At 36.8% G+C, this 18,321-nt stretch carries 21 protein-coding genes; 10 read left to right on the forward strand and 11 right to left on the reverse strand.

Annotated features, from left to right (window positions below; genetic code table 11):
* Positions 1–77 precede the first annotated feature (77 nt).
* From JM84_RS10190 to rpsF, 4 genes are all read right to left on the reverse strand, one after another.
* Positions 78–554, reverse strand: a complete 477-nt coding sequence (locus JM84_RS10190; protein WP_013752087.1) for a DUF6495 family protein — start codon at positions 552–554, stop codon at positions 78–80.
* A gap of 99 nt (positions 555–653) precedes the next feature.
* Positions 654–1,106 carry a 50S ribosomal protein L9 gene (rplI, locus tag JM84_RS10195; protein ID WP_013752086.1) on the reverse strand — a complete coding sequence of 151 codons (453 nt, stop codon included), beginning with the start codon at positions 1,104–1,106 and terminating at the stop codon, positions 654–656.
* A gap of 14 nt (positions 1,107–1,120) precedes the next feature.
* Positions 1,121–1,417, reverse strand: a complete 297-nt coding sequence (rpsR, locus tag JM84_RS10200; protein ID WP_013752085.1) for a 30S ribosomal protein S18 — start codon at positions 1,415–1,417, stop codon at positions 1,121–1,123.
* Between the two features lie 3 nt (positions 1,418–1,420).
* Entirely contained in the window at positions 1,421–1,762 is a 342-nt protein-coding gene (rpsF, locus tag JM84_RS10205; protein WP_013752084.1) for a 30S ribosomal protein S6, read from the reverse strand.
* A gap of 462 nt (positions 1,763–2,224) precedes the next feature.
* On the opposite strand from rpsF, the gene JM84_RS10210 reads away from it, so the two are divergent.
* The gene (locus JM84_RS10210) at positions 2,225–2,926 is read left to right on the forward strand and encodes a LytR/AlgR family response regulator transcription factor (RefSeq protein ID WP_013752083.1); all 702 of its coding nucleotides are present in this window, start codon (positions 2,225–2,227) and stop codon (positions 2,924–2,926) included.
* 89 nt (positions 2,927–3,015) lie between these two features.
* Here JM84_RS10210 and priA read toward each other — a convergent pair whose 3' ends face one another.
* The 5 genes from priA to nadC form a co-directional block, all read right to left on the reverse strand.
* Positions 3,016–5,472 carry a primosomal protein N' gene (priA, locus tag JM84_RS10215; protein ID WP_013752082.1) on the reverse strand — a complete coding sequence of 819 codons (2,457 nt, stop codon included), beginning with the start codon at positions 5,470–5,472 and terminating at the stop codon, positions 3,016–3,018.
* 167 nt (positions 5,473–5,639) lie between these two features.
* Positions 5,640–6,068 (reverse strand): DUF2147 domain-containing protein, encoded by a 429-nt coding sequence (locus tag JM84_RS10220; protein WP_013752081.1) that lies wholly within the window; start codon positions 6,066–6,068, stop codon positions 5,640–5,642.
* A gap of 108 nt (positions 6,069–6,176) precedes the next feature.
* The gene (locus JM84_RS10225) at positions 6,177–6,740 is read right to left on the reverse strand and encodes a chalcone isomerase family protein (RefSeq protein WP_013752080.1); all 564 of its coding nucleotides are present in this window, start codon (positions 6,738–6,740) and stop codon (positions 6,177–6,179) included.
* 36 nt (positions 6,741–6,776) lie between these two features.
* Positions 6,777–7,724 (reverse strand): YihY/virulence factor BrkB family protein, encoded by a 948-nt coding sequence (locus JM84_RS10230; protein WP_013752079.1) that lies wholly within the window; start codon positions 7,722–7,724, stop codon positions 6,777–6,779.
* The gene (gene nadC / locus JM84_RS10235; RefSeq protein WP_013752078.1) at positions 7,724–8,584 is read right to left on the reverse strand and encodes a carboxylating nicotinate-nucleotide diphosphorylase; all 861 of its coding nucleotides are present in this window, start codon (positions 8,582–8,584) and stop codon (positions 7,724–7,726) included. The genes JM84_RS10230 and nadC overlap by 1 nt, the downstream gene beginning before the upstream one ends.
* 81 nt (positions 8,585–8,665) lie before the next feature.
* Here nadC and rlmH point away from each other — a divergent pair, with 81 nt between their 5' ends.
* The 5 genes from rlmH to JM84_RS10260 all read left to right on the forward strand — a co-directional run bounded on the left by rlmH (position 8,666) and on the right by JM84_RS10260 (position 13,487).
* The gene (rlmH, locus tag JM84_RS10240; protein WP_013752077.1) at positions 8,666–9,139 is read left to right on the forward strand and encodes a 23S rRNA (pseudouridine(1915)-N(3))-methyltransferase RlmH; all 474 of its coding nucleotides are present in this window, start codon (positions 8,666–8,668) and stop codon (positions 9,137–9,139) included.
* 149 nt (positions 9,140–9,288) lie between these two features.
* Entirely contained in the window at positions 9,289–9,909 is a 621-nt protein-coding gene (locus JM84_RS10245; protein WP_144784129.1) for a YqaA family protein, read from the forward strand.
* Complete coding sequence (locus JM84_RS10250; protein ID WP_013752075.1) at positions 9,909–10,487, forward strand: non-canonical purine NTP diphosphatase; 579 nt, start codon at positions 9,909–9,911, stop codon at positions 10,485–10,487. Before JM84_RS10245 ends, JM84_RS10250 begins: the two co-directional genes overlap by 1 nt.
* Positions 10,488–10,656: 169 nt before the next feature.
* Positions 10,657–12,591 carry a DEAD/DEAH box helicase gene (locus tag JM84_RS10255; protein ID WP_013752074.1) on the forward strand — a complete coding sequence of 645 codons (1,935 nt, stop codon included), beginning with the start codon at positions 10,657–10,659 and terminating at the stop codon, positions 12,589–12,591.
* A gap of 86 nt (positions 12,592–12,677) precedes the next feature.
* On the forward strand, positions 12,678–13,487 hold the full coding sequence (locus tag JM84_RS10260; RefSeq protein WP_013752073.1) for a carboxypeptidase-like regulatory domain-containing protein: 810 nt from the start codon (positions 12,678–12,680) through the stop codon (positions 13,485–13,487).
* A 96-nt stretch (positions 13,488–13,583) separates the two neighbouring features.
* On the opposite strand, the gene JM84_RS10265 is transcribed toward JM84_RS10260, so the two are convergent.
* Together JM84_RS10265 and JM84_RS10270 are read right to left on the reverse strand one after the other, a co-directional pair.
* Positions 13,584–14,219: a peroxiredoxin-like family protein gene (locus JM84_RS10265; RefSeq protein ID WP_144784131.1), complete on the reverse strand. Its 636-nt coding sequence runs from the start codon at positions 14,217–14,219 to the stop codon at positions 13,584–13,586.
* Between the two features lie 104 nt (positions 14,220–14,323).
* Positions 14,324–14,980, reverse strand: coding sequence for a TrmH family RNA methyltransferase (locus JM84_RS10270; RefSeq protein ID WP_013752070.1), 657 nt, complete (start codon positions 14,978–14,980; stop codon positions 14,324–14,326).
* Positions 14,981–15,035: 55 nt separating this feature from the next.
* Here JM84_RS10270 and JM84_RS10275 point away from each other — a divergent pair, with 55 nt between their 5' ends.
* The 4 genes from JM84_RS10275 (at position 15,036) to JM84_RS10290 (ending at position 18,287) form a co-directional block, all read left to right on the forward strand.
* On the forward strand, positions 15,036–15,719 hold the full coding sequence (locus JM84_RS10275; RefSeq protein WP_144784133.1) for an SIR2 family NAD-dependent protein deacylase: 684 nt from the start codon (positions 15,036–15,038) through the stop codon (positions 15,717–15,719).
* 17 nt (positions 15,720–15,736) lie between these two features.
* Entirely contained in the window at positions 15,737–16,321 is a 585-nt protein-coding gene (locus tag JM84_RS10280) for an adenylosuccinate lyase (protein WP_144784135.1), read from the forward strand.
* A 68-nt stretch (positions 16,322–16,389) separates the two neighbouring features.
* Positions 16,390–17,478 (forward strand): acyloxyacyl hydrolase, encoded by a 1,089-nt coding sequence (locus JM84_RS10285; RefSeq protein WP_144784137.1) that lies wholly within the window; start codon positions 16,390–16,392, stop codon positions 17,476–17,478.
* Positions 17,475–18,287, forward strand: coding sequence for a head GIN domain-containing protein (locus JM84_RS10290; RefSeq protein ID WP_144784139.1), 813 nt, complete (start codon positions 17,475–17,477; stop codon positions 18,285–18,287). The genes JM84_RS10285 and JM84_RS10290 overlap by 4 nt, the downstream gene beginning before the upstream one ends.
* The last annotated feature ends 34 nt before the right edge of the window (positions 18,288–18,321 follow it).

Consider the following 18,321-nt stretch of genomic DNA (forward strand, 5'->3'; position numbering starts at 1 on the left):
AAAAGGATTGTAAAACTACGTTTTATGAATAGTCTTTACAATCCTTTTTTAATGATAACTAATTTGGTCTATAAGAATTACTTTACCTCTACAAAGCGAGCAAACCATTTATAAAGGTCTCCTCGAGTTATCACAGCACCTTCACTTATAAGTTTAAACTTATCTGCATTACGATCTGCGCTATAATCTTTACTTGCACTCATAAAGACAACATCATCATCCCCTAAGTTTTCTTTAAGCCATGCATAGCCTTCGGCAGTGGTGATGTCTATATCTTCCTTATTGATTTTTACGGCAATAAGTGACATATTATTTTCTCCTAGTAAGAATAAGTGCATCTGGTTAGGAGATACGTGCTCAAGGTATTGCGCTTTAGTAAGCACACCTTCCCACACAAGATCTGAGAAAACATCTATTTCCTCTTCGGCTACTTGTGGTTGTTTTTCTTTGATGGTTGCCCATTCATCACCAGTGATAGATTGCGTTGCTAGAAAATTTATAAATTCTGGCTTTAGTTCTTCTAGTTGTTCTTTTGTAAGGCGAGCGTATTTCATTGTGAATCACTTTTTCGCGTAAGCGTATTAAAAAATAAATTTCATAAAAAAGCCGTCCTTACGGTTGTAAGAACGGCTTTTCATATAATGTCTAATGACTTAGTTAGCCTCTGCTACTACGTCAAAAGGAAGTGTAGCTACCACATTCTTGTGGAAACGTACTTTTGCTTCATAGTTACCTAAGCGTTTTACAACGTTTCCTGCGATAGAAATAAATTTCTTATCGATAGAAACACCTTCTTTTGCTAGGTATTCTGCAACGTCTGCATTGTTAATAGATCCAAAAAGCTTGTCTCCATCTCCAGTTTTTGCAGTAATCTTAACTTCAAGTCCATTAAGTTTATCTGCTTGCTTCTGTGCATCGTCCACAAATTTTTGTTCTTTGTGAGCGCGTTGCTTAAGGTTCTCTGCAAGTACTTTCTTTGCGCTAGGCGTTGCAAGTACAGCATGACCGTTAGGGATTAGGTAGTTTCTACCGTATCCGTTTTTTACTTCTACTAGATCGTCTGCAAATCCTAGATTTTCAACGTCCTTCTTTAATATAAGTTCCATCTGTTATCTAGTTTCTATTTGTATAAATCAGTTACATAAGGCATCAATGCAAGGTGACGTGCGCGTTTTACTGCTACAGACACTTTACGTTGGTACTTTAAAGAAGTTCCTGTAAGACGACGAGGTAACAATTTACCTTGCTCGTTTACAAAACCTGCTAGCCAGTCTGCATCTTTGTAATCTACATACTTGATACCAGATTTCTTAAAGCGACAGTATTTCTTTGCTTTGTTAGTTTCAATATTAAGAGGTGTAAGATATCTGATATCTCCGTCCTTCTTTCCTTTAGCTTGTTGTTGTAAAGATGCCATAACTTACGCTTTTTGCTTTTTTAGTTTTTCACGTCTTCTTTCAGCCCACGAGATCGCGTGCTTATCAAGTGTTACCGTTAAGTAACGCATCACACGTTCGTCACGGCGAAAAGCTAGTTCGTAATCATTGATAGCTTGTCCATCAACAGTAAATTCAAGTAAGTGGTAAAAACCGCTTTTCTTGTTTTGGATAGGATATGCAAGCTTTTTTAAGCCCCAATCCTCTTTACTAATCATCTTAGCGCCCTTTTCTTTAAGAAGACCTTCGTACTTCTTTACTGTTTCCTTTATCTGATCATCAGATAAAACGGGATTCAAGATGAAAACAGTTTCGTAATGGTTCATATAATATGAGTTTAATTAAAAATGAATGCAAAAGTAACGATTTACTTTTAATATTCAAATAGCAATTAGTTTATAAATTTAAAAAAAAAGCTACCTTAATTATAGAACCTCGTTTTTAGCTTTGCTTTCGCGAAAAAGTGAATTTATAAAACCACGCAATTACTATATAATAAGGACACTTCTCAAGTAGTTCTAAGTATCATCTAGTTCATAGATTATAATTAAAGTTAAGTCGTTTAAAAACTGAAATTTTAGGTCTCTTTAATTTGTCTAAACCTACGCTCAATCGTCAATAGTCAAATTTTTACCGATTAAGACGTTAAAATCGCCGTTCCCTATGAGAATAAAGGAAAAATCATTCGACCAATCGCACAAATAATCGACGAAAGTCGCATTTTTGTTGGTAAATAGGTTATTTTTACCTAATATTGACGCACTTAACCTAATTAAATATTGATCGCCGTGGAAGGAGTACTATTAGACTGCGCAGTTGTAGATGATTCAAGTTTACAACGTCTAGCTATCGTAAAGATGATTAATGATCATCCTAATTTACGCCTAGTTGCCGAATATAATAACGCCATAGAAACTAAAAATGGCCTTATCGAGACAAAAGTGGACCTACTTTTTCTTGATATTGAAATGCCTATCCTATCTGGATTTGATTTACTTGATGATCTTATCCATAAGCCACAGATTATATTTGTGACGGGTAAAACAAAATATGCTTACAAAGCTTTTAACTATAACGCAATCGATTACTTACGTAAGCCCCTCACTAAGGATCGCTTTACAAATGCTGTTTACAAAGCCATAAGCCTGCATAAACTTAAAACTGAAGGTGCTGTAGAAGATGATGACTACATCTTTGTAAAAAGTAACCTTAAGAAAAAGAAAGTGATGCTCAATGAGCTTAAATATATCACTGCCCTTGGAGACTATGTAAAATTAGTTACTGTGCATGATCCTATTGTTGTGCTTGCAACGATGAAATCTTTTGTAGCACAATTACCACCGGAACGTTTTATGCGTATACACAAGTCTTATATTATCAATATAGACAAGGTAGATAAATACAATAGTAGAAATATTGAGATAGACGGAGAGAAAATTCCTTTATCAAGACATAAAAAGTCAGAGCTTATAGATGCTCTATCTGCATAAATAGACGTTAGACAAAATTTAGATATAAAATTTAAAATCCCGCTCGTTGAGTGGGATTTTTTATATCTAAAATGAAGTGAAAATTTCATCTAATAACAATCCACATCTATCACAAGCCGTACACTTCTGTAAGGAGCAATCGCATTAAAACTAGTGACAACTCGCTTTATAGCCTTCTTTGTTTCTAAAAGTTTCTGGCGGCGGCTTATCTTAATTAGTACATTACGTCTATATTGATTCCTTATTCTAGCTACAGAAGGCGTCTCAGGCCCTAAAACAGTATCTGCTCCTAGTGTTTGACGCAATGCTTTTGCGAGCCAGATACTCGCCTCTTCTATTTTTTGATAATCTCGATGCTTTAAAGTAATACGTATCAATCTATGAAAAGGTGGATACTTAAAATTACGTCGTTCTTCTAATTGCTCCTTGTACATCTCTTCAAACTTATTTGCAGAAACCTGCTGTAGGATCTGATGGTAAGGATTATAAGTCTGCACGAGTACTTTACCTTGTTTTTCTGTTCGCCCTGCCCTACCCGACACTTGTGCAATCAACTGGTAACTACGTTCATGTGCTCTAAAATCTGGAAAATTAAGCATGCTATCTGCATTCATAATTCCCACAAGAGTCACATTTCTAAAGTCTAAACCTTTAGTTAGCATTTGTGTACCTACAAGAATATCTATTTGCTCTTGTTCAAAGGCAGTAATGAGCTTTTCAAATCCATATTTGCCACGAGTAGTATCAGAATCCATTCTTGCAATAGATTTATCTGGATATAGCTCTTTGAGTTCCAATTCTATTTGCTCTGTACCAAAACCCTTAGTAGTAAGCTCTGCACTTCCACAAGCCATACATTTCTGCTGTAAAGCGATATTATAACCACAATAATGACAACGTAGCTGTGACCTGTATTTATGATAGGTAAGACTTACATCACAATTAGGACATTGTGGCGCGTGACCACAAGTAGTACATTCTAATATAGGTGAGAAACCTCTACGGTTTTGAAAGAGAATTACCTGCTCCCCTAGTGCTAGTGCATCTGTAATTGCGCGTATTAAGGTATCAGAAAAGTGACCCGTCATCTCACGCTTTTTGCTTTTCTCCTTAATATCTACAAGATTAATCTCAGGCATTAAAATACCTCCATGTCTTTGTTTTAAAGACACATAACCATATTTCCCTTGCTGTGCGTTGTATACTGTTTCTATAGATGGCGTTGCAGAACCTAATAACACTTTTGCCTTAAACATGGCACCTAGCACAATAGCAGCATCACGAGCATGATATCTTGGTGCAGGGTCGTATTGCTTGAAACTACTTTCATGCTCCTCATCTACTACAATAAATTTTAAGTCTCTAAAGGGTAATAAAAGAGCACTACGCGCCCCTATAATAATTTGAGCTTTATCTAGCTTTTTCAATACATTATTCCACACCTCTACTCGCTCATTTACTGAGTATTTAGAATGAAAAATCGCTACGCGCTCACCAAAGTATGTTTGTAGCCTAGTTATTAACTGGGTAGTAAGTGCTATTTCCGGAAGTAAATACAGTATTTGATCACCAGAATCAAGCATCTCTTCTATGAGCTGCACATATATTTCTGTCTTTCCTGAAGCAGTTACTCCATGCAACAAGGCGACATCTTTTGTTTCAAAATGACTTTTTATTTCATCATAAGCCGTCTGCTGATATTCGTTGAGAACCTTTGTTTCAAAAACTTCGCCGTCAAAACCTACACGGTCCTGTCGTTTTTGATAGGTTTGAAAAACACCTTTATCAACCAGTGCCTTGAGCTGACTAGCAGTAGCGCCAGATGCTTTTTGTAAGTCCTGAGATGATATTGGTTTATTTGTTTTCGCTTTAAGCGAGAAAAATGTGAGCACCATCTCTCGTTGTTTTGGAGCTCGCGATAATTCCTCTAGCACAGTTGTAAGTCCCTCCTCGCCTTCGTATGCTGGGGCAATAGTGATAAATTTTACAAGCTTAGGTACATATTGCTCATAAATCTCTTCTTGCATCTCGATCACACCTTGATCAATTAAACGCTGTATAGAAGGTAGGATTTTTTTCTTATCAAGAATATCCATTACCTCATGAACCTTTAATTCTGAACGATGCTGTAATGCTTCATATATGAGAAACTCATCATCCTTAAGCGATGTCTCATCTATGTCAAGCCCATCTTCCTTAAGTCTTATCACAGTCTCGCTTTCCAGTAAGAAAGCCTTAGGGAGTGCAGCGCGCATGACCTCTCCTTCGGTACACATATAGTAATCTGCAATCCAACTCCAGAATTTCAGCTGCTCTTCAGTGACTATAGGGTCCTCATCTAGAATTTGCTGTATTTCCTTGGCTTCATAAATGGTAGGTGCCTGCTCATGTTTGTTTTTTACGATAGAAGCATATACTTTCTTTTTACCAAAAGGAACAGCAACCCGCATCCCTTTTTGAATATAGTTATACTCTGCCTCAGAGACGAGGTACGTAAACGTATTCTCTACAGGGATAGGAAGTATAACATCTATAAAATAAGGCATAGTAAATTGTGATAAGAAAGTATGAATATACAAAGTTACAGAAGCAGATCAAACGTAGGTGCTAATCGTAAATAAAAAGACTATTAATGTTTGACATACGCTTTCGCGAAAGCATAAAAAAAGCCGCTCCCAAAAGAAACGGCTTCCTATATTAAACAGCATCATCACTAGCGTCTTACCCACTGTTGCGTTCTAAACAAGAATGCTATATACCCTCGTACGTTTAAGATGTTTTTATCATCCTCGTCAATCCATAATTTAGCTTTATATTCCTTTCCTTTTTCTGGATCAAAAATAGTTCCTCCCTCATATTCGTCATCATCTTTTTCAAGACTCTTAATGATATCAAGACCTATGAGTGGTTTATCATAGTCTTCACCTTTACAGTAAATACAAGTCTTGTCACGATTTGCTGGATTTAATATATCTATAATCTTACCAAATACTTTATCATCCTTTTTATAGATTTCTATGATTGACATTGCCTCACCAGTCTCATCATCTATAGTTTTCCATTGACCAAAAATAGTTCCTTGTTGCGCTTGTATGCTCACTGCAAAAAATAGCAGCATAAGTAGGGTTATGTGTTTTTTCATAGTATTCAAGTTTTAAGATTCTAAAATTAATGTGATTTACAGAGAGATTATAATGCATAAAAAATGGCGAATCACAAGTGATCGCCATTTTTAATATGATTGTGATTATTAGTTTTTACCTAACATCGCATCTTTAAGATCATCATCTGCTGGGTCGTTACCTAACCAGATTCCGAAAAGAGCTTTCTTAAAATCAAGACCTGCAATAGATCCTACTTCTTTTCCGTTTTTATAAACTACAGTTCCTTTACCTTTGATGTAAGCAATATCAAAAACGTTTGTTTTTACAATCTTATCGCTAAAAAAACCTTTGAACTGCTCAATCTTCGCATCTAGCGAACTTGTGTTTCCATTCATTGAAGCATCAAAACCATCATCTACAGCTCCTATCATTTTCTTACTAGAAACCATTCCAGAAACGATGTCTAATTTAAGCGCCATAGTCTCGTCTGCATTTATGATAGCTGCAGCATCACTCTTTTTTGACGCTAGATATAATCCTCCAGCATAAAGGTCAAATACTACCTTCTCTCTCATACCAGCACCGTTAAGGATGAGTTCTGTACCTCCCATTGTTACTGAGTTAGGTAAGGTTGCATCTCCTACTACTGTTTGTGCCTGGCTAACTGTAAGACTACATACGGCTACTAAAGCTAATAAATACTTTTTCATAATTTGTGTGTGTGTGTGTGTGTGTGTGTGTGTTATTTAATTTGTACTAGGGTTTTTATGTAAAATTCGTAATTTTTGAAGGGTAGCGTTAAGCTCATATCCCAATAAAATCAAATTTGAATTTAACCAAATATAAAGCATCATTATTAATAATGCACCAATAGAGCCATACAACTCATTATATGTGCCAAAATTATCAATATAAATACCAAATAAATAAGTAGTTATCATAAATAATATTGTTGTCATCAATGCTCCTGGTGAAAAGAAACGGCTTTTACGCCCTTCTTTGGTTCCAAAATAATATAGCGTAGCAATTACCGAATAAATCATAATGATTAAAAACAGGTTCTTACCTATACTTAATAGCGCGATATCCATATCATTACTCATAAAGTCACGCTCTCTCAATGAATTAAGTAATAATTCAAAATAAATCACTACTGATATAGTAGTAACCAACAACAATGCCAGAATAATAGAAGTCCCTAAAGCAACCGCATATTGTCTAAAGAAATTACGACTTATCTCATTGTAATGAGAACCCTCAAAACCACTAAAAATAGCATTAACACCGTTTGCCGTTAAAAACAAGGCAAGCAAACCAGCAAAGGAAGCAAGACCTGCTCTCTCATTCTGTGAGATATCGATTATGATAGGTTTAAAGAAATCTAAGGATTGCGCAGGTATGAGCTCATAAATAAAAGCCATGAATTTGATATCAAAATTCTCTATAGGCACATAAGGCACTAGATTGAGTAAAAATAACAAAGCCGGAAAAATGGCCATAAAAAAACTATAAGCAATAGAACTTGCGCGGGATCCCAGAGCTCCTTGGATAATCCCATTAAAATATGCGCGTAGCAAGTAAAGAAGCGTCATTCCCTCAAACCCAGGAATAACGACACTATCCAAGATACTCACAAGCCAACAAAAAGGCTTGAATCTCATTAAACGTTGCTCTATCGTCTTATCTGATGCCATTAAACTGCTTTCAGACTAAGATCTAAGTTATAGACAGAGTGCGTGAGCGCTCCACTAGAAATAAAATCTACACCACAAAGAGCGTACTCACGTATCGTCTCTTCATTAATACCACCAGAAGATTCTGTAAGGCATTTATCGCCTATTAGTGCTACTGCTGTGCGAGTATCCTCATAATTAAAATTATCTATAAGAATACGATATACATGCTCGTGATTTTCAAGTATTTCTTTAATCTCTTCTAGACTTCTAGCCTCTACAATAATCTTAAGATCTCGCTGCTCTTCCTTAAGATAATCTACTGTTTTGAGAATCGCTTTTGTAACACCACCCGCAAAATCGATGTGATTATCTTTAAGCATAATCATATCATACAGCGCAAAACGGTGATTCTCACCACCACCTATTTTTACAGCCCATTTTTCTAGCGCTCTTATTCCTGGTGTGGTCTTTCTTGTGTCTAGAATTTTAGTATCTGTTCCTTCTAAAAGGTTCACAAAGAACTTTGTCTTCGTCGCAATAGCACTCATACGCTGCATAGCATTAAGCACTAAGCGTTCCGCTTTGAGAATGCTCTGGCTTGAACCAGATACATAAAATGCAATATCACCATATTTTACAGCGTCTCCATCCTTTAATACGTCCTCTACTTCTAATGAAGGATCTACGTGTGCAAATACCGCTTTTGCGAAAGCGCAACCCGCAAGAATACCTTCATCCTTTACAAGTAATTTTGCTTTTCCAGTGGCGGTGGCTGGTATACAAGCCAGTGAGCTATGGTCTCCATCACCTACATCCTCTCTTATAGCATTTGCAATTATACCTTCTATCTCAATCTGAAATTGTGCTTCTGAAATCATATTTGTATTATTCCTTTGATGTAAAAATAAGCAAAAGGTAAAGCTTCTTACTTCTGTATGGTAGTTTTGTATTTTTGCCACATGAATATTAAACTTCTCTGCGTAGGCAAGACCGATAATAAACAGTTGCAAGCACTGATAGATGCGTATAGTAAACGGCTCAATTTTTATGTGAAATACTCCATAGAAATTCTCCCGGATATTAAGAATGTCAAAAATCTTAGTGAGCAAGAACAGAAAAACAAGGAAGGCGACCTTATTTTATCAAAAATAGGGCCTTATGATCACCTCTTGCTATTTGATGAAAATGGAAAAACGTTTACAAGCGTAGGCTTTTCAAAATTTCTACAAAAGAAAATGAATAGTGGTATTAAGACCCTAGTCTTTGTTATAGGTGGTCCTTATGGATTTTCGCAAGAGGTTTATGCAAAAGCACAAGGAAAAGTATCCTTATCATCCATGACCTTTTCTCACCAGATGGTTAGACTCTTTATTACTGAGCAAATTTATAGAGGTTATACTATATTAAAAGGGGAACCATATCATCATCAATAAGGATAATTTCTAAAATAAGAATGAGCTTACAATTACCTTGAGTTTATAACGTTAAATATTAAACGGGTTTAACCTATATTTATGAGCATAAGTAGCAATATAATTACCGCTACGTGTTATTTTTGTATGCTCAATACGACTACAATTACATGGGATCACAATCAGGTACAAAAAAGAAAAACAGGCTGCAATTATTGCACCAGTACTACGTGTACACTGGTTTTTATACTTTTTTAAAGGACGCTCTTAAAAAAGCACTCCCTCCTATTCTACTTGTAGTAGCAGCTATAGTTCTTATTCACTTCTTTGTAATAGACCTTAATACGGCATTGCAATATGTAATAGACAACTATTCAAACCTGCTTGTCCTTACCTTATTTTTTGTTTCAGAATCTATACTTGGTATAATTCCTCCAGAGCTTTTTATAGCATGGAGTGATAAAACGAGTAATCCTATTTTATACCTAACTCTTATAGCAATATTATCTTATGCTGGAGGGGCAGTTTCCTATTTTACAGGAAGAGCAACTTTAAAAATTCCATCCGTTCATAATTACCTAGAGGTAAAGATGGAGAAGCACTTAAAAAATGCTCGTAAATGGGGAGGCTTTTTAATTCTCGTAGGAGCTTTACTCCCGCTTCCTTTTGCCGTAGCAAGTCTTGCTGCGGGTATGATTCGCTTCGAGTTTAAATATTGGGCATTATTTGGTCTTGCTCGTTTTGTAAGATATGCAATATACGGAGCAGCAATTTTTAGCCTTGTATCATAATGAAACTAGTTTTTGCAACACACAATCACAATAAACTTCGCGAAGTTCAAGCATTAGTGCCTGATCATATTACCCTCCTATCTTTAACAGACATAGGATGCACAGAAGAAATCACTGAAGATGCAGATACCATCGAAGGTAACGCACTTCTTAAAGCAAATCATGTGCTAACTAACTATGGGTATGATTGTTTTGCAGATGATACTGGTCTTGAAGTGGACGCACTTGATGGTGCACCAGGAGTATATTCAGCAAGGTATGCTGGTGAGCAAAAAGATGATTCAGATAACATGAACAAGCTTTTAATTAATCTCGCTACTAAGCAAGACCGTGGAGCACAGTTTAAAACAGTTATCGCTTTCGCGAAAGCAAATAAAACAGAAACCTTTACAGGTATATGCAGAGGTAAAATCACTAAAGAGCGTCATGGTGATGGCGGTTTTGGGTACGATCCTATCTTCCGACCAAAAGGTTACGATGCAACTTTTGCACAAATGGCTCCATCTTTAAAAGGAAAAATAAGCCACAGAGGCTTTGCTGTTTCTGCTTTTCTTGAGTTTCTATATAATCAGGAATAAGTTTTTTGAACCCAAATGCTTTCATTATAGTTTTATTGAGTACTTTTGCACCTTGAAAAACCTCAGGGTGAGGTATTGCCAGATTTTTTGGCACGTGTTGATCGAAGCAATTGGTTTATAAGTCGTTGCGCTTCCTATACACGCTAACACTTATATATACTATTGTCATATGACATTTGATGAACTAGGCCTAAATGCGCCTTTACTCCAGGCTATTGCCGATATGGGATTTGAAACCCCATCAAAAATTCAAGAAGAAGCTATCCCACAATTACTCGCAGAAGACCGCGATATGGTTGCTCTTGCACAAACAGGAACAGGAAAAACAGCTGCATTTGGATTTCCATTATTACAAAATATAGATGAAAATAGTAAGACTACTCAAGGTCTTATTATAGCTCCTACTCGCGAACTATGTCTCCAGATTACAAACGAGATGAAACTGTATTCAAAGCATATGAAAGGTGTGCGTGTTGTTGCAGTTTATGGAGGAGCAAACATACAAGAGCAAGCTCGTGAGATTTCTCGCGGAGCACAAATTGTAGTAGCTACACCTGGACGTATGCAAGATATGATGCGTCGTCGTATGGTAGATATTACAAAATTAAGCTACTGTGTTCTTGATGAAGCAGATGAGATGCTTAACATGGGATTCTATGAGGATATCACAAATATTCTTGCAGATACTCCAGAAGATAAGCTTACATGGTTATTTAGTGCTACAATGCCAAGAGAAGTATCACGTATAGCAAAAGAATTTATGGTAAACCCGTTAGAAATAACGGTAGGACATAAAAATGAAGGTGCAAAGAACGTATCTCATGAGTATTTTGTAGTACACACTAGAGATCGTTACCAAGCACTTAAAAGACTCTCTGATGCAAATCCAGATATCTTCTCTGTAATCTTTTGTCGTACTAAACGCGATACACAAAAAGTTGCCGAGCAACTTATTGAAGATGGATACAACGCAGGAGCATTACACGGAGATTTAAGTCAGAACCAGCGTGACCTGGTAATGAAGAGCTTTAGAAACCGTCAGATACAAATGCTTGTTGCAACAGATGTTGCTGCACGTGGTATTGACGTAGATGATATTACACACGTAGTAAACTACCAATTACCTGACGAGATAGAAACCTATACACACCGTTCTGGTCGTACTGGTCGTGCTGGTAAAACCGGTACTTCTCTAGTGATTGTTACTAAAAGTGAAATGCGTAAAATCAAACAACTTGAGAAAATCTTAGGTAAGAAGTTTGAACAAAAAACCATTCCAGACGGAAAGGAAATCACGCAAGTACAGTTATTTCACCTTGCAAATAGCATTAACACAACAGAGATTAATAACGAGATTGATGCTTATCTTCCAGAAATAGAAGAAGTATTAAAAGATAATACGAAAGAAGAGCTTATTAAAAAAGTATTTTCTGTAGAGTTCACACGTTTCTTTAATTATTATAAGAAATCAAAAGACCTTAATCAAAATGCAGTTGGAGCGGCTAAGGAGCAATCTGGAGACTCTACACGTTACTTTATAAATGTAGGTAGCAAAGATGATTTTGACTGGATGAAACTTAAAGACTTCTTGAAGGAAGAATTAGGATTAGGTCAAGATGGTGTATACCGCGTAGACTGTAAAGATGCCTTTTCATTCTTTAACACAGATACTGAGCACAAAGATAAAATCTTATCTCACTTTGAAAACTTTGAGCTAGATGGTCGTCGCGTGAGCGTTGAGGAAACTCAAGGCGGCGGTGGTCGCAGTAGTGGCGGAGGTCGTAGCGGTGGCGGAGATCGTCGTCGTGGTGGCGGAGGTCGCAGCGGTGGTGGTGATCGTCGTAGAGGTGGTGATGATGGATTTAGATCTAGTGGTCGCAGCGGTGGCGGAGATCGTCGTCGTAGTGGCGGAGGATCTTCAGATAGAAAACGCAGCGATCGCAAATCAAGCTATGGAGATGACCAAGGTGGTCGCTCTAGAAGTAGATCAGAAAGGCCAGCAAGGTCTGAGAGATCAGAACGCAGTTCTTCTCCACGCACGCCAGATAACAGGTCTGAAGGAAACAAGAGCCCATTTTCTGGCAAAAGACGTCGCAGAAGCTAGTCTAACGCACATTAAATGTTAGAATTATTGTAAATAAATAGATTTGGTATGATTTTCCTTATGGAATGCATAAATTGCCTTAGCATATGAAGAAGATCATACTAAACCTACTTATATTCTCTGCCATTGCAGTAGGATATTCACAAGAAATAGATACTACATCAGACCCAACTGAAGCTCAAGAAAAGCTAGAGGATGGATTTATTGATGGAAAAGTATTAAGCAGTAGTACAGATATTGCATTACAGAACGTAAACATTCTCAACCTCTCAAATTTTAAAGGAGCTACTACTAATGAGTATGGTAAATTTGAAATTAAGGCTGAGGTAAATGATACGTTATACTTCTCTTACCTAGGATACAAATCTCTTAAAGTACGCGTCAGCGGTGACTGGATTAAATACGGTGACGTAAAAATCCAAATGACAGAGATAGGTATCGCACTTGAAGAAGTTGTGGTTCAAGAAATTGAGCTTACTGGATATTTAGAAATTGATGCAAAGAGAGTTCCTATTTACAGCAATCAGCGATACAGTATATCTGGTCTAAATTCTGGTTACGAGGTAGGGAAAAGTCAGCCAGGAGCTATATCTAGAGTATTGAGCTCTATTTTCAATCCTGCAGATTTTCTTTATAATATTTTTAGTAGAAAGAAAGGCCAACTTCGCAAGCTTAGGCAAATGAAGGAAGATGATAAAGTGCGTAATCTACTTGAACGAAAATTTGACCGTGAGACACTAAGTGCTTTACTTCAAATAGATCGTGTTGATATAGACGCAATACTTAAAAATTGTAGCTACTCAGATAATTTTATCATGAGCGCAAATGATCTTCAAATTCTCGATGCAATAAGTGAATGTTATGAAGAGTACAGAGTTCTTCAAAGAAAAGATTAATTATCTATTATATATAAACAGAAAGCCCGCTATATTTAGCGGGCTTTCTGTTTTATGTACTATTCTAAATAATACGCTTTCGCAAAAATATGCTTTTTATAATGCAGCTATAATATCTTCTGGATCTGCTCTAAGTTTATAATCTTCTGACAGAAAGTGATAAGAAACCTCTCCGTTTTGATCAATAATATACGTGGCAGCGATAGGAAGCTCATTTGCATCATTACCTTGACTCTCTAAAAGATCAATACCAAAATTCCCATATAATTCTGCAAGCGCCTCTGGAAGTTTAAAAACCAAATTGAGTGATCTTGCTAATTCGTTATTTTCACTAGTAAGGACTTCAAAATCCAGCTCATTTTTCTCCTTAGTAGATAGCGAATTGTCCGGTGTTTCTGGAGTAATAGCAATAAGCGTTGCTCCTTTCTCCTTAATTTGGGGTAACACCTCTTGAAAAGCTTTAAGCTCTAAGTTACAATAAGGACACCATCCACCCCTATAAAAGGTAATCACTACCTTACCTTTTTGTAATTGCTTACTTAGCGTGATAGTTTTTCCTTGAGCATTTGGCAATGTAAAGTCTGGAAATTTATCTCCTGTCTTTACAGCATGCTTCAATATACCTGTAGCATCAAGATCTTCAATAGCTTTTCTCATGATATCTTGAGCAGCGCCAGGATGACGTTTTATACTGTTATCTGCAAGTTCTTTTAGCGATACGGTAAGTTTCATAATTTGAATTTTTCAATTTACATCTTGGTCTTTGAAAGTGCATCAACTTTATACTTATCGACAGCTTATATTTTAAGAAATCAAATTTTCGCAAAAGCGTACTTCTACCCTCTTTCTTCTAGAAATCTTTGCTCAATTCCTTCCACATCTTTAATCATCTTACGTGTCCACTCAAGTTTTTTATCAAAAAGCTCTTGCTCCGTAAATTGCCAAGAATTACTTGATTGCTTGAGCTTAGTCATAATATGCTGTAAGGTTATTGCCGCAGAAACTGAGATATTGAGACTCTCTGTAAAACCCACCATAGGTATATAAATAAAATCGTCTGCCATGTCAAGCACCGTATCACTTAATCCCTCTGTCTCACGACCAAAAAATATAGCCGCCTTTTCAGTAATGTCAAAATCCTCTAATCGATGAGCATCTTTATGAGGTGAAGTGGCAACAATCTTATATCCTTGCTTTCTTAGGTTCTCAATACAATGTTTTGCACTGCTATGGCGCTGCACATCTACCCATTTTTGAGCACCCATTGCAATCTCACGATCTATTCTCTTAACATTAACCTCTTCTATAACGTGTAGTTCTTGAACCCCAAAAGACTCACAGCTACGTATTACAGCGCTGGTGTTATGCAATTGATACACATCCTCCACCGCAACAGTAAAATGATTTGTACGCTCTTTGAGCACTTTATCAAATAATTGAACGCGTCTTTCTGTAAGAAATGATTGTAAATATGCTAGCAGCTCTTGATCCATGATTGTTGTTTACAGGCCAAAGATACTGTACTTTTAAAATGCAAAACAAACTAGAATGTCTAAACAAAATATAGTAGTCCTCTCTGGAGCAGGAATAAGTGCCGAAAGTGGTTTAAAAACCTTTAGAGATGCAGATGGTCTTTGGGAAGGTCACGATGTGATGGAAGTCGCTACTCCAGAAGGATGGCGCAATAATCAAGAACTCGTTTTACGTTTCTATAACGACAGAAGAAGACAACTGCTAGAGGTCACACCTAATGCCGCACACAAAGACCTTGTACAACTAGAAGAGAATTATAATGTTACAATTATCACTCAAAATGTAGACGACTTGCATGAACGCGCAGGTAGCTCAAATGTGATACACCTGCACGGCGAGTTGCTCAAAGTGCGCAGTAGTAAAGATGAAAGCGATATAAAACCATGGACAACCGACTTAAAAAAAGGGGATTTATGTGCACTAGGGTCCCAACTAAGACCACATATAGTATGGTTTGGCGAAGAGGTACCACTTCTAGAAAAAGCTGCAGAGCTTGTGAGTAAAGCAGATTTTATAATCATTGTAGGAACTTCCATGCAGGTATATCCAGCCGCTGGACTTATTGATTTTGCAAAAGCAAGTGCTCAGATTTATTTTATAGATCCAAAACCCTCAATAGCACAGAGAGAACGTCTTACGATAGTGCCAGAAATAGCATCTACAGGTATAAAAAAGGTGGTTACCTCATTATTACATTGAGTCCAAACACTTAATAGATGACGTTATCCGAACTTTATAATGAGCTAGCATATGTAAATCACTCACGTGAGAAGCGTGCGTACTACGCACAGTTAATCTTAAATGAGCCTGGTCTTATGGAGCTCGTTCTAGAAATTCTATTTATGGTAGATGACACTAGATCTCCCAAAGCTGGATGGATAGCAGAATTTGCAACCAAAGAAGATATCACAATCATTTTTCCACACCTTGAATTATTTACAACTAAAATGCATACTGTTTATCAAGATACCGCACTGCGACCCGTGAGTAAAATCTGTGAAGAGCTTGCCATCTCCTATTTCAAAATAAAAAATCTACAAACGAGAGCTTCCCTAACCAAAATTCAAAGGGAGCGCATGGTCACTGCAGCTTTTGACTGGTTAATAACTGACCAAAGAGTCGCTGTCAAAGCATACTCAATGACGTCGCTATATTATCTAGGCACAGAATTTAATTGGATACATGAAGATTTACAACGTATTATGGAGGAAAACTACATGACGAGCAGTGCAGCATATAAAGCAAGATGCAAACACATTACCGCATGGATAAAGAGAGATCATAAGTACAAAAATTCTTAATATCTACATGATGAACAGAAATGAGGGTATATCTCAAATAATTATTGATATTTTCGCAGCTCTACTTTATGATGCAAAAACTACTTACTGCTACAATTGCCTTGCTATTTCTTATACAAGCAAATGCCCAAGATGTAAAACCCTACGAACTAGAAGCCAACTATTTTTATGGTAGCATCCTAAGGCATAATAAAGATGTATCCTCTCTTATTACTGGGCATCCCGAAGGAATTATCCTGAGTTATAATAGAAAAACTTATGGGCTAAAGGAGTGGGAACGACTCTATAATTATCCAGACTGGGGATTTACCCTTGCATATCAAGATCTTAAAAATGAAAATCTAGGAGATACCTACAATGCACTTGCTCATTACAATTTTTATTTCTTGAACCGCAAGCTCATGTTTAGAATAGGTCAAGGTATTGGTTATACTACAAATCCCTTTGACCTAGAAACTAATGTGGAAAACAATGCGTATGGCTCTCGTTTATTTAGCGCAACACTCGTAATGCTTAACTATAAACAAGCCATCACTCCTACGCTTTCATTTCAAACGGGACTTACTTTTTTACACGGCTCTAATGGAAATTTACGAGCACCTAACACTAGCACAAACACACTAGCATTAAATGCTGGTATTATCTATAAATATCAAGCCGTACCAGATTTTATCCCAAAGGGAGAAAAAGTATCTTACAAAGAGCCCATTCATTATAATATTGCCTTAAGCGCTGGACTCAATGAAAGTGATTTTATAGGTTTAGGCAGAGAGCCATTTGTAATAATCTCTGCCTATGCAGATAAGAGATTAAGCAAGAAAAGTACTGTTCTTGCTGGCGCAGAAGCTTTCTTTTCAAAATTCCTTGATAATGAAATTGAATTCTTATCTGTTGCTTTTCCTGGACGTGGTGTAACTGCAGATCAAGACTGGAAACGCGCAGGAGTATTTATTGGCCATGAGCTACACCTCAACAATACAGCATTAATAACACATGCGGGATATTACCTTTATTATCCGTATGATTTTGAAGGTAGATTTTATCAACGCGTAGGACTTAAACGCACCTTTGGCAAAAAGTACTTTGGTAGTGTGGCTGTAAAAACCCACGGAGCAAAAGCAGAGGCAATAGAATTTGGATTAGGGATACGATTATGAGTTTACAAAAACAAAAAATACATTTTTTATGTACGCTTTCGCGAAAGCGTAACCTCATACTACAACTTCTACTTGCTGTTCTGTTATTCTCTTGCGATACAGAAAATGCAAATGATTGCCTTCAAACCGATGGTGATATCATCACTTATGAAATTGAAGTACCTGTTTTTACTAAAATCCAAATGGAAGACGATATTCGGGTGCTCTTAAAGCAGGGAACAGAACAACAAGTAATTATTGAAACAGGAGAAAATCTTGTATCGGACTTAAATTTTGAAGTGATAGAAGAAACACTAGTACTACAAAATAATAATAGCTGTAATATTTTAAGAGAATATGGACGCACACTAGTGACCATAACGTCTCCAGACATTAATTTTATAAGACAGGCATCTTCTTTTGACATAGAAAGTGAAGGAGTCCTCTCCTACCCAGCTCTAACATTATGGAGCAACACAAGTCCAAATGGCGTTAACATAGATGATCCTAATAAAAGCGGTAATGTGTATTTAACTCTAGATGTACCGTCGTTAACAATATCTGCAAATGGTTCTAGCAACTTTAAAATATCCGGCAGAGCAGATCAAATGAATATCAACTTTAGTGATGAGTTTCCGCAGTTTGATGGGAGAGACTTTCTCGTAGATGATATCCAGTTTAGACACACAAGTGCTGCGGCTATGGTAATAAACCCCATAAATAGCCTTAAGGGCACCATACGTGCGACGGGTGATGTATTAGTTGTAAACGAACCACCTTTAGTCGAGGTAGAAGTGCTATTTACAGGACAACTTATCTTTGAAGACTAAAGAGTATCTAATTGTAGAAAACATTGTATCTTTT

The organism is Dokdonia sp. Hel_I_63 (assembly GCF_007827285.1).
GTDB lineage: Bacteria > Bacteroidota > Bacteroidia > Flavobacteriales > Flavobacteriaceae > Dokdonia.

Excerpts from the sequence above, each read along its gene's own strand:
- JM84_RS10190 (WP_013752087.1), bottom strand. The coding sequence starts at position 554 with ATGAAATACGCTCGCCTTACAAAAGAACAACTAGAAGAACTAAAGCCA.
- rplI (WP_013752086.1), bottom strand. The coding sequence starts at position 1,106 with ATGGAACTTATATTAAAGAAGGACGTTGAAAATCTAGGATTTGCAGAC.
- rpsR (WP_013752085.1), bottom strand. The coding sequence starts at position 1,417 with ATGGCATCTTTACAACAACAAGCTAAAGGAAAGAAGGACGGAGATATC.
- rpsF (WP_013752084.1), bottom strand. The coding sequence starts at position 1,762 with ATGAACCATTACGAAACTGTTTTCATCTTGAATCCCGTTTTATCTGAT.
- priA (WP_013752082.1), bottom strand. The coding sequence starts at position 5,472 with ATGCCTTATTTTATAGATGTTATACTTCCTATCCCTGTAGAGAATACG.
- JM84_RS10220 (WP_013752081.1), bottom strand. The coding sequence starts at position 6,068 with ATGAAAAAACACATAACCCTACTTATGCTGCTATTTTTTGCAGTGAGC.
- JM84_RS10225 (WP_013752080.1), bottom strand. The coding sequence starts at position 6,740 with ATGAAAAAGTATTTATTAGCTTTAGTAGCCGTATGTAGTCTTACAGTT.
- JM84_RS10230 (WP_013752079.1), bottom strand. The coding sequence starts at position 7,724 with ATGGCATCAGATAAGACGATAGAGCAACGTTTAATGAGATTCAAGCCT.
- nadC (WP_013752078.1), bottom strand. The coding sequence starts at position 8,584 with ATGATTTCAGAAGCACAATTTCAGATTGAGATAGAAGGTATAATTGCA.
- rlmH (WP_013752077.1), top strand. The coding sequence starts at position 8,666 with ATGAATATTAAACTTCTCTGCGTAGGCAAGACCGATAATAAACAGTTG.
- JM84_RS10245 (WP_144784129.1), top strand. The coding sequence starts at position 9,289 with ATGGGATCACAATCAGGTACAAAAAAGAAAAACAGGCTGCAATTATTG.
- JM84_RS10250 (WP_013752075.1), top strand. The coding sequence starts at position 9,909 with ATGAAACTAGTTTTTGCAACACACAATCACAATAAACTTCGCGAAGTT.
- JM84_RS10255 (WP_013752074.1), top strand. The coding sequence starts at position 10,657 with ATGACATTTGATGAACTAGGCCTAAATGCGCCTTTACTCCAGGCTATT.
- JM84_RS10260 (WP_013752073.1), top strand. The coding sequence starts at position 12,678 with ATGAAGAAGATCATACTAAACCTACTTATATTCTCTGCCATTGCAGTA.
- JM84_RS10265 (WP_144784131.1), bottom strand. The coding sequence starts at position 14,219 with ATGAAACTTACCGTATCGCTAAAAGAACTTGCAGATAACAGTATAAAA.
- JM84_RS10270 (WP_013752070.1), bottom strand. The coding sequence starts at position 14,980 with ATGGATCAAGAGCTGCTAGCATATTTACAATCATTTCTTACAGAAAGA.
- JM84_RS10275 (WP_144784133.1), top strand. The coding sequence starts at position 15,036 with ATGTCTAAACAAAATATAGTAGTCCTCTCTGGAGCAGGAATAAGTGCC.
- JM84_RS10280 (WP_144784135.1), top strand. The coding sequence starts at position 15,737 with ATGACGTTATCCGAACTTTATAATGAGCTAGCATATGTAAATCACTCA.
- JM84_RS10285 (WP_144784137.1), top strand. The coding sequence starts at position 16,390 with ATGATGCAAAAACTACTTACTGCTACAATTGCCTTGCTATTTCTTATA.
- JM84_RS10290 (WP_144784139.1), top strand. The coding sequence starts at position 17,475 with ATGAGTTTACAAAAACAAAAAATACATTTTTTATGTACGCTTTCGCGA.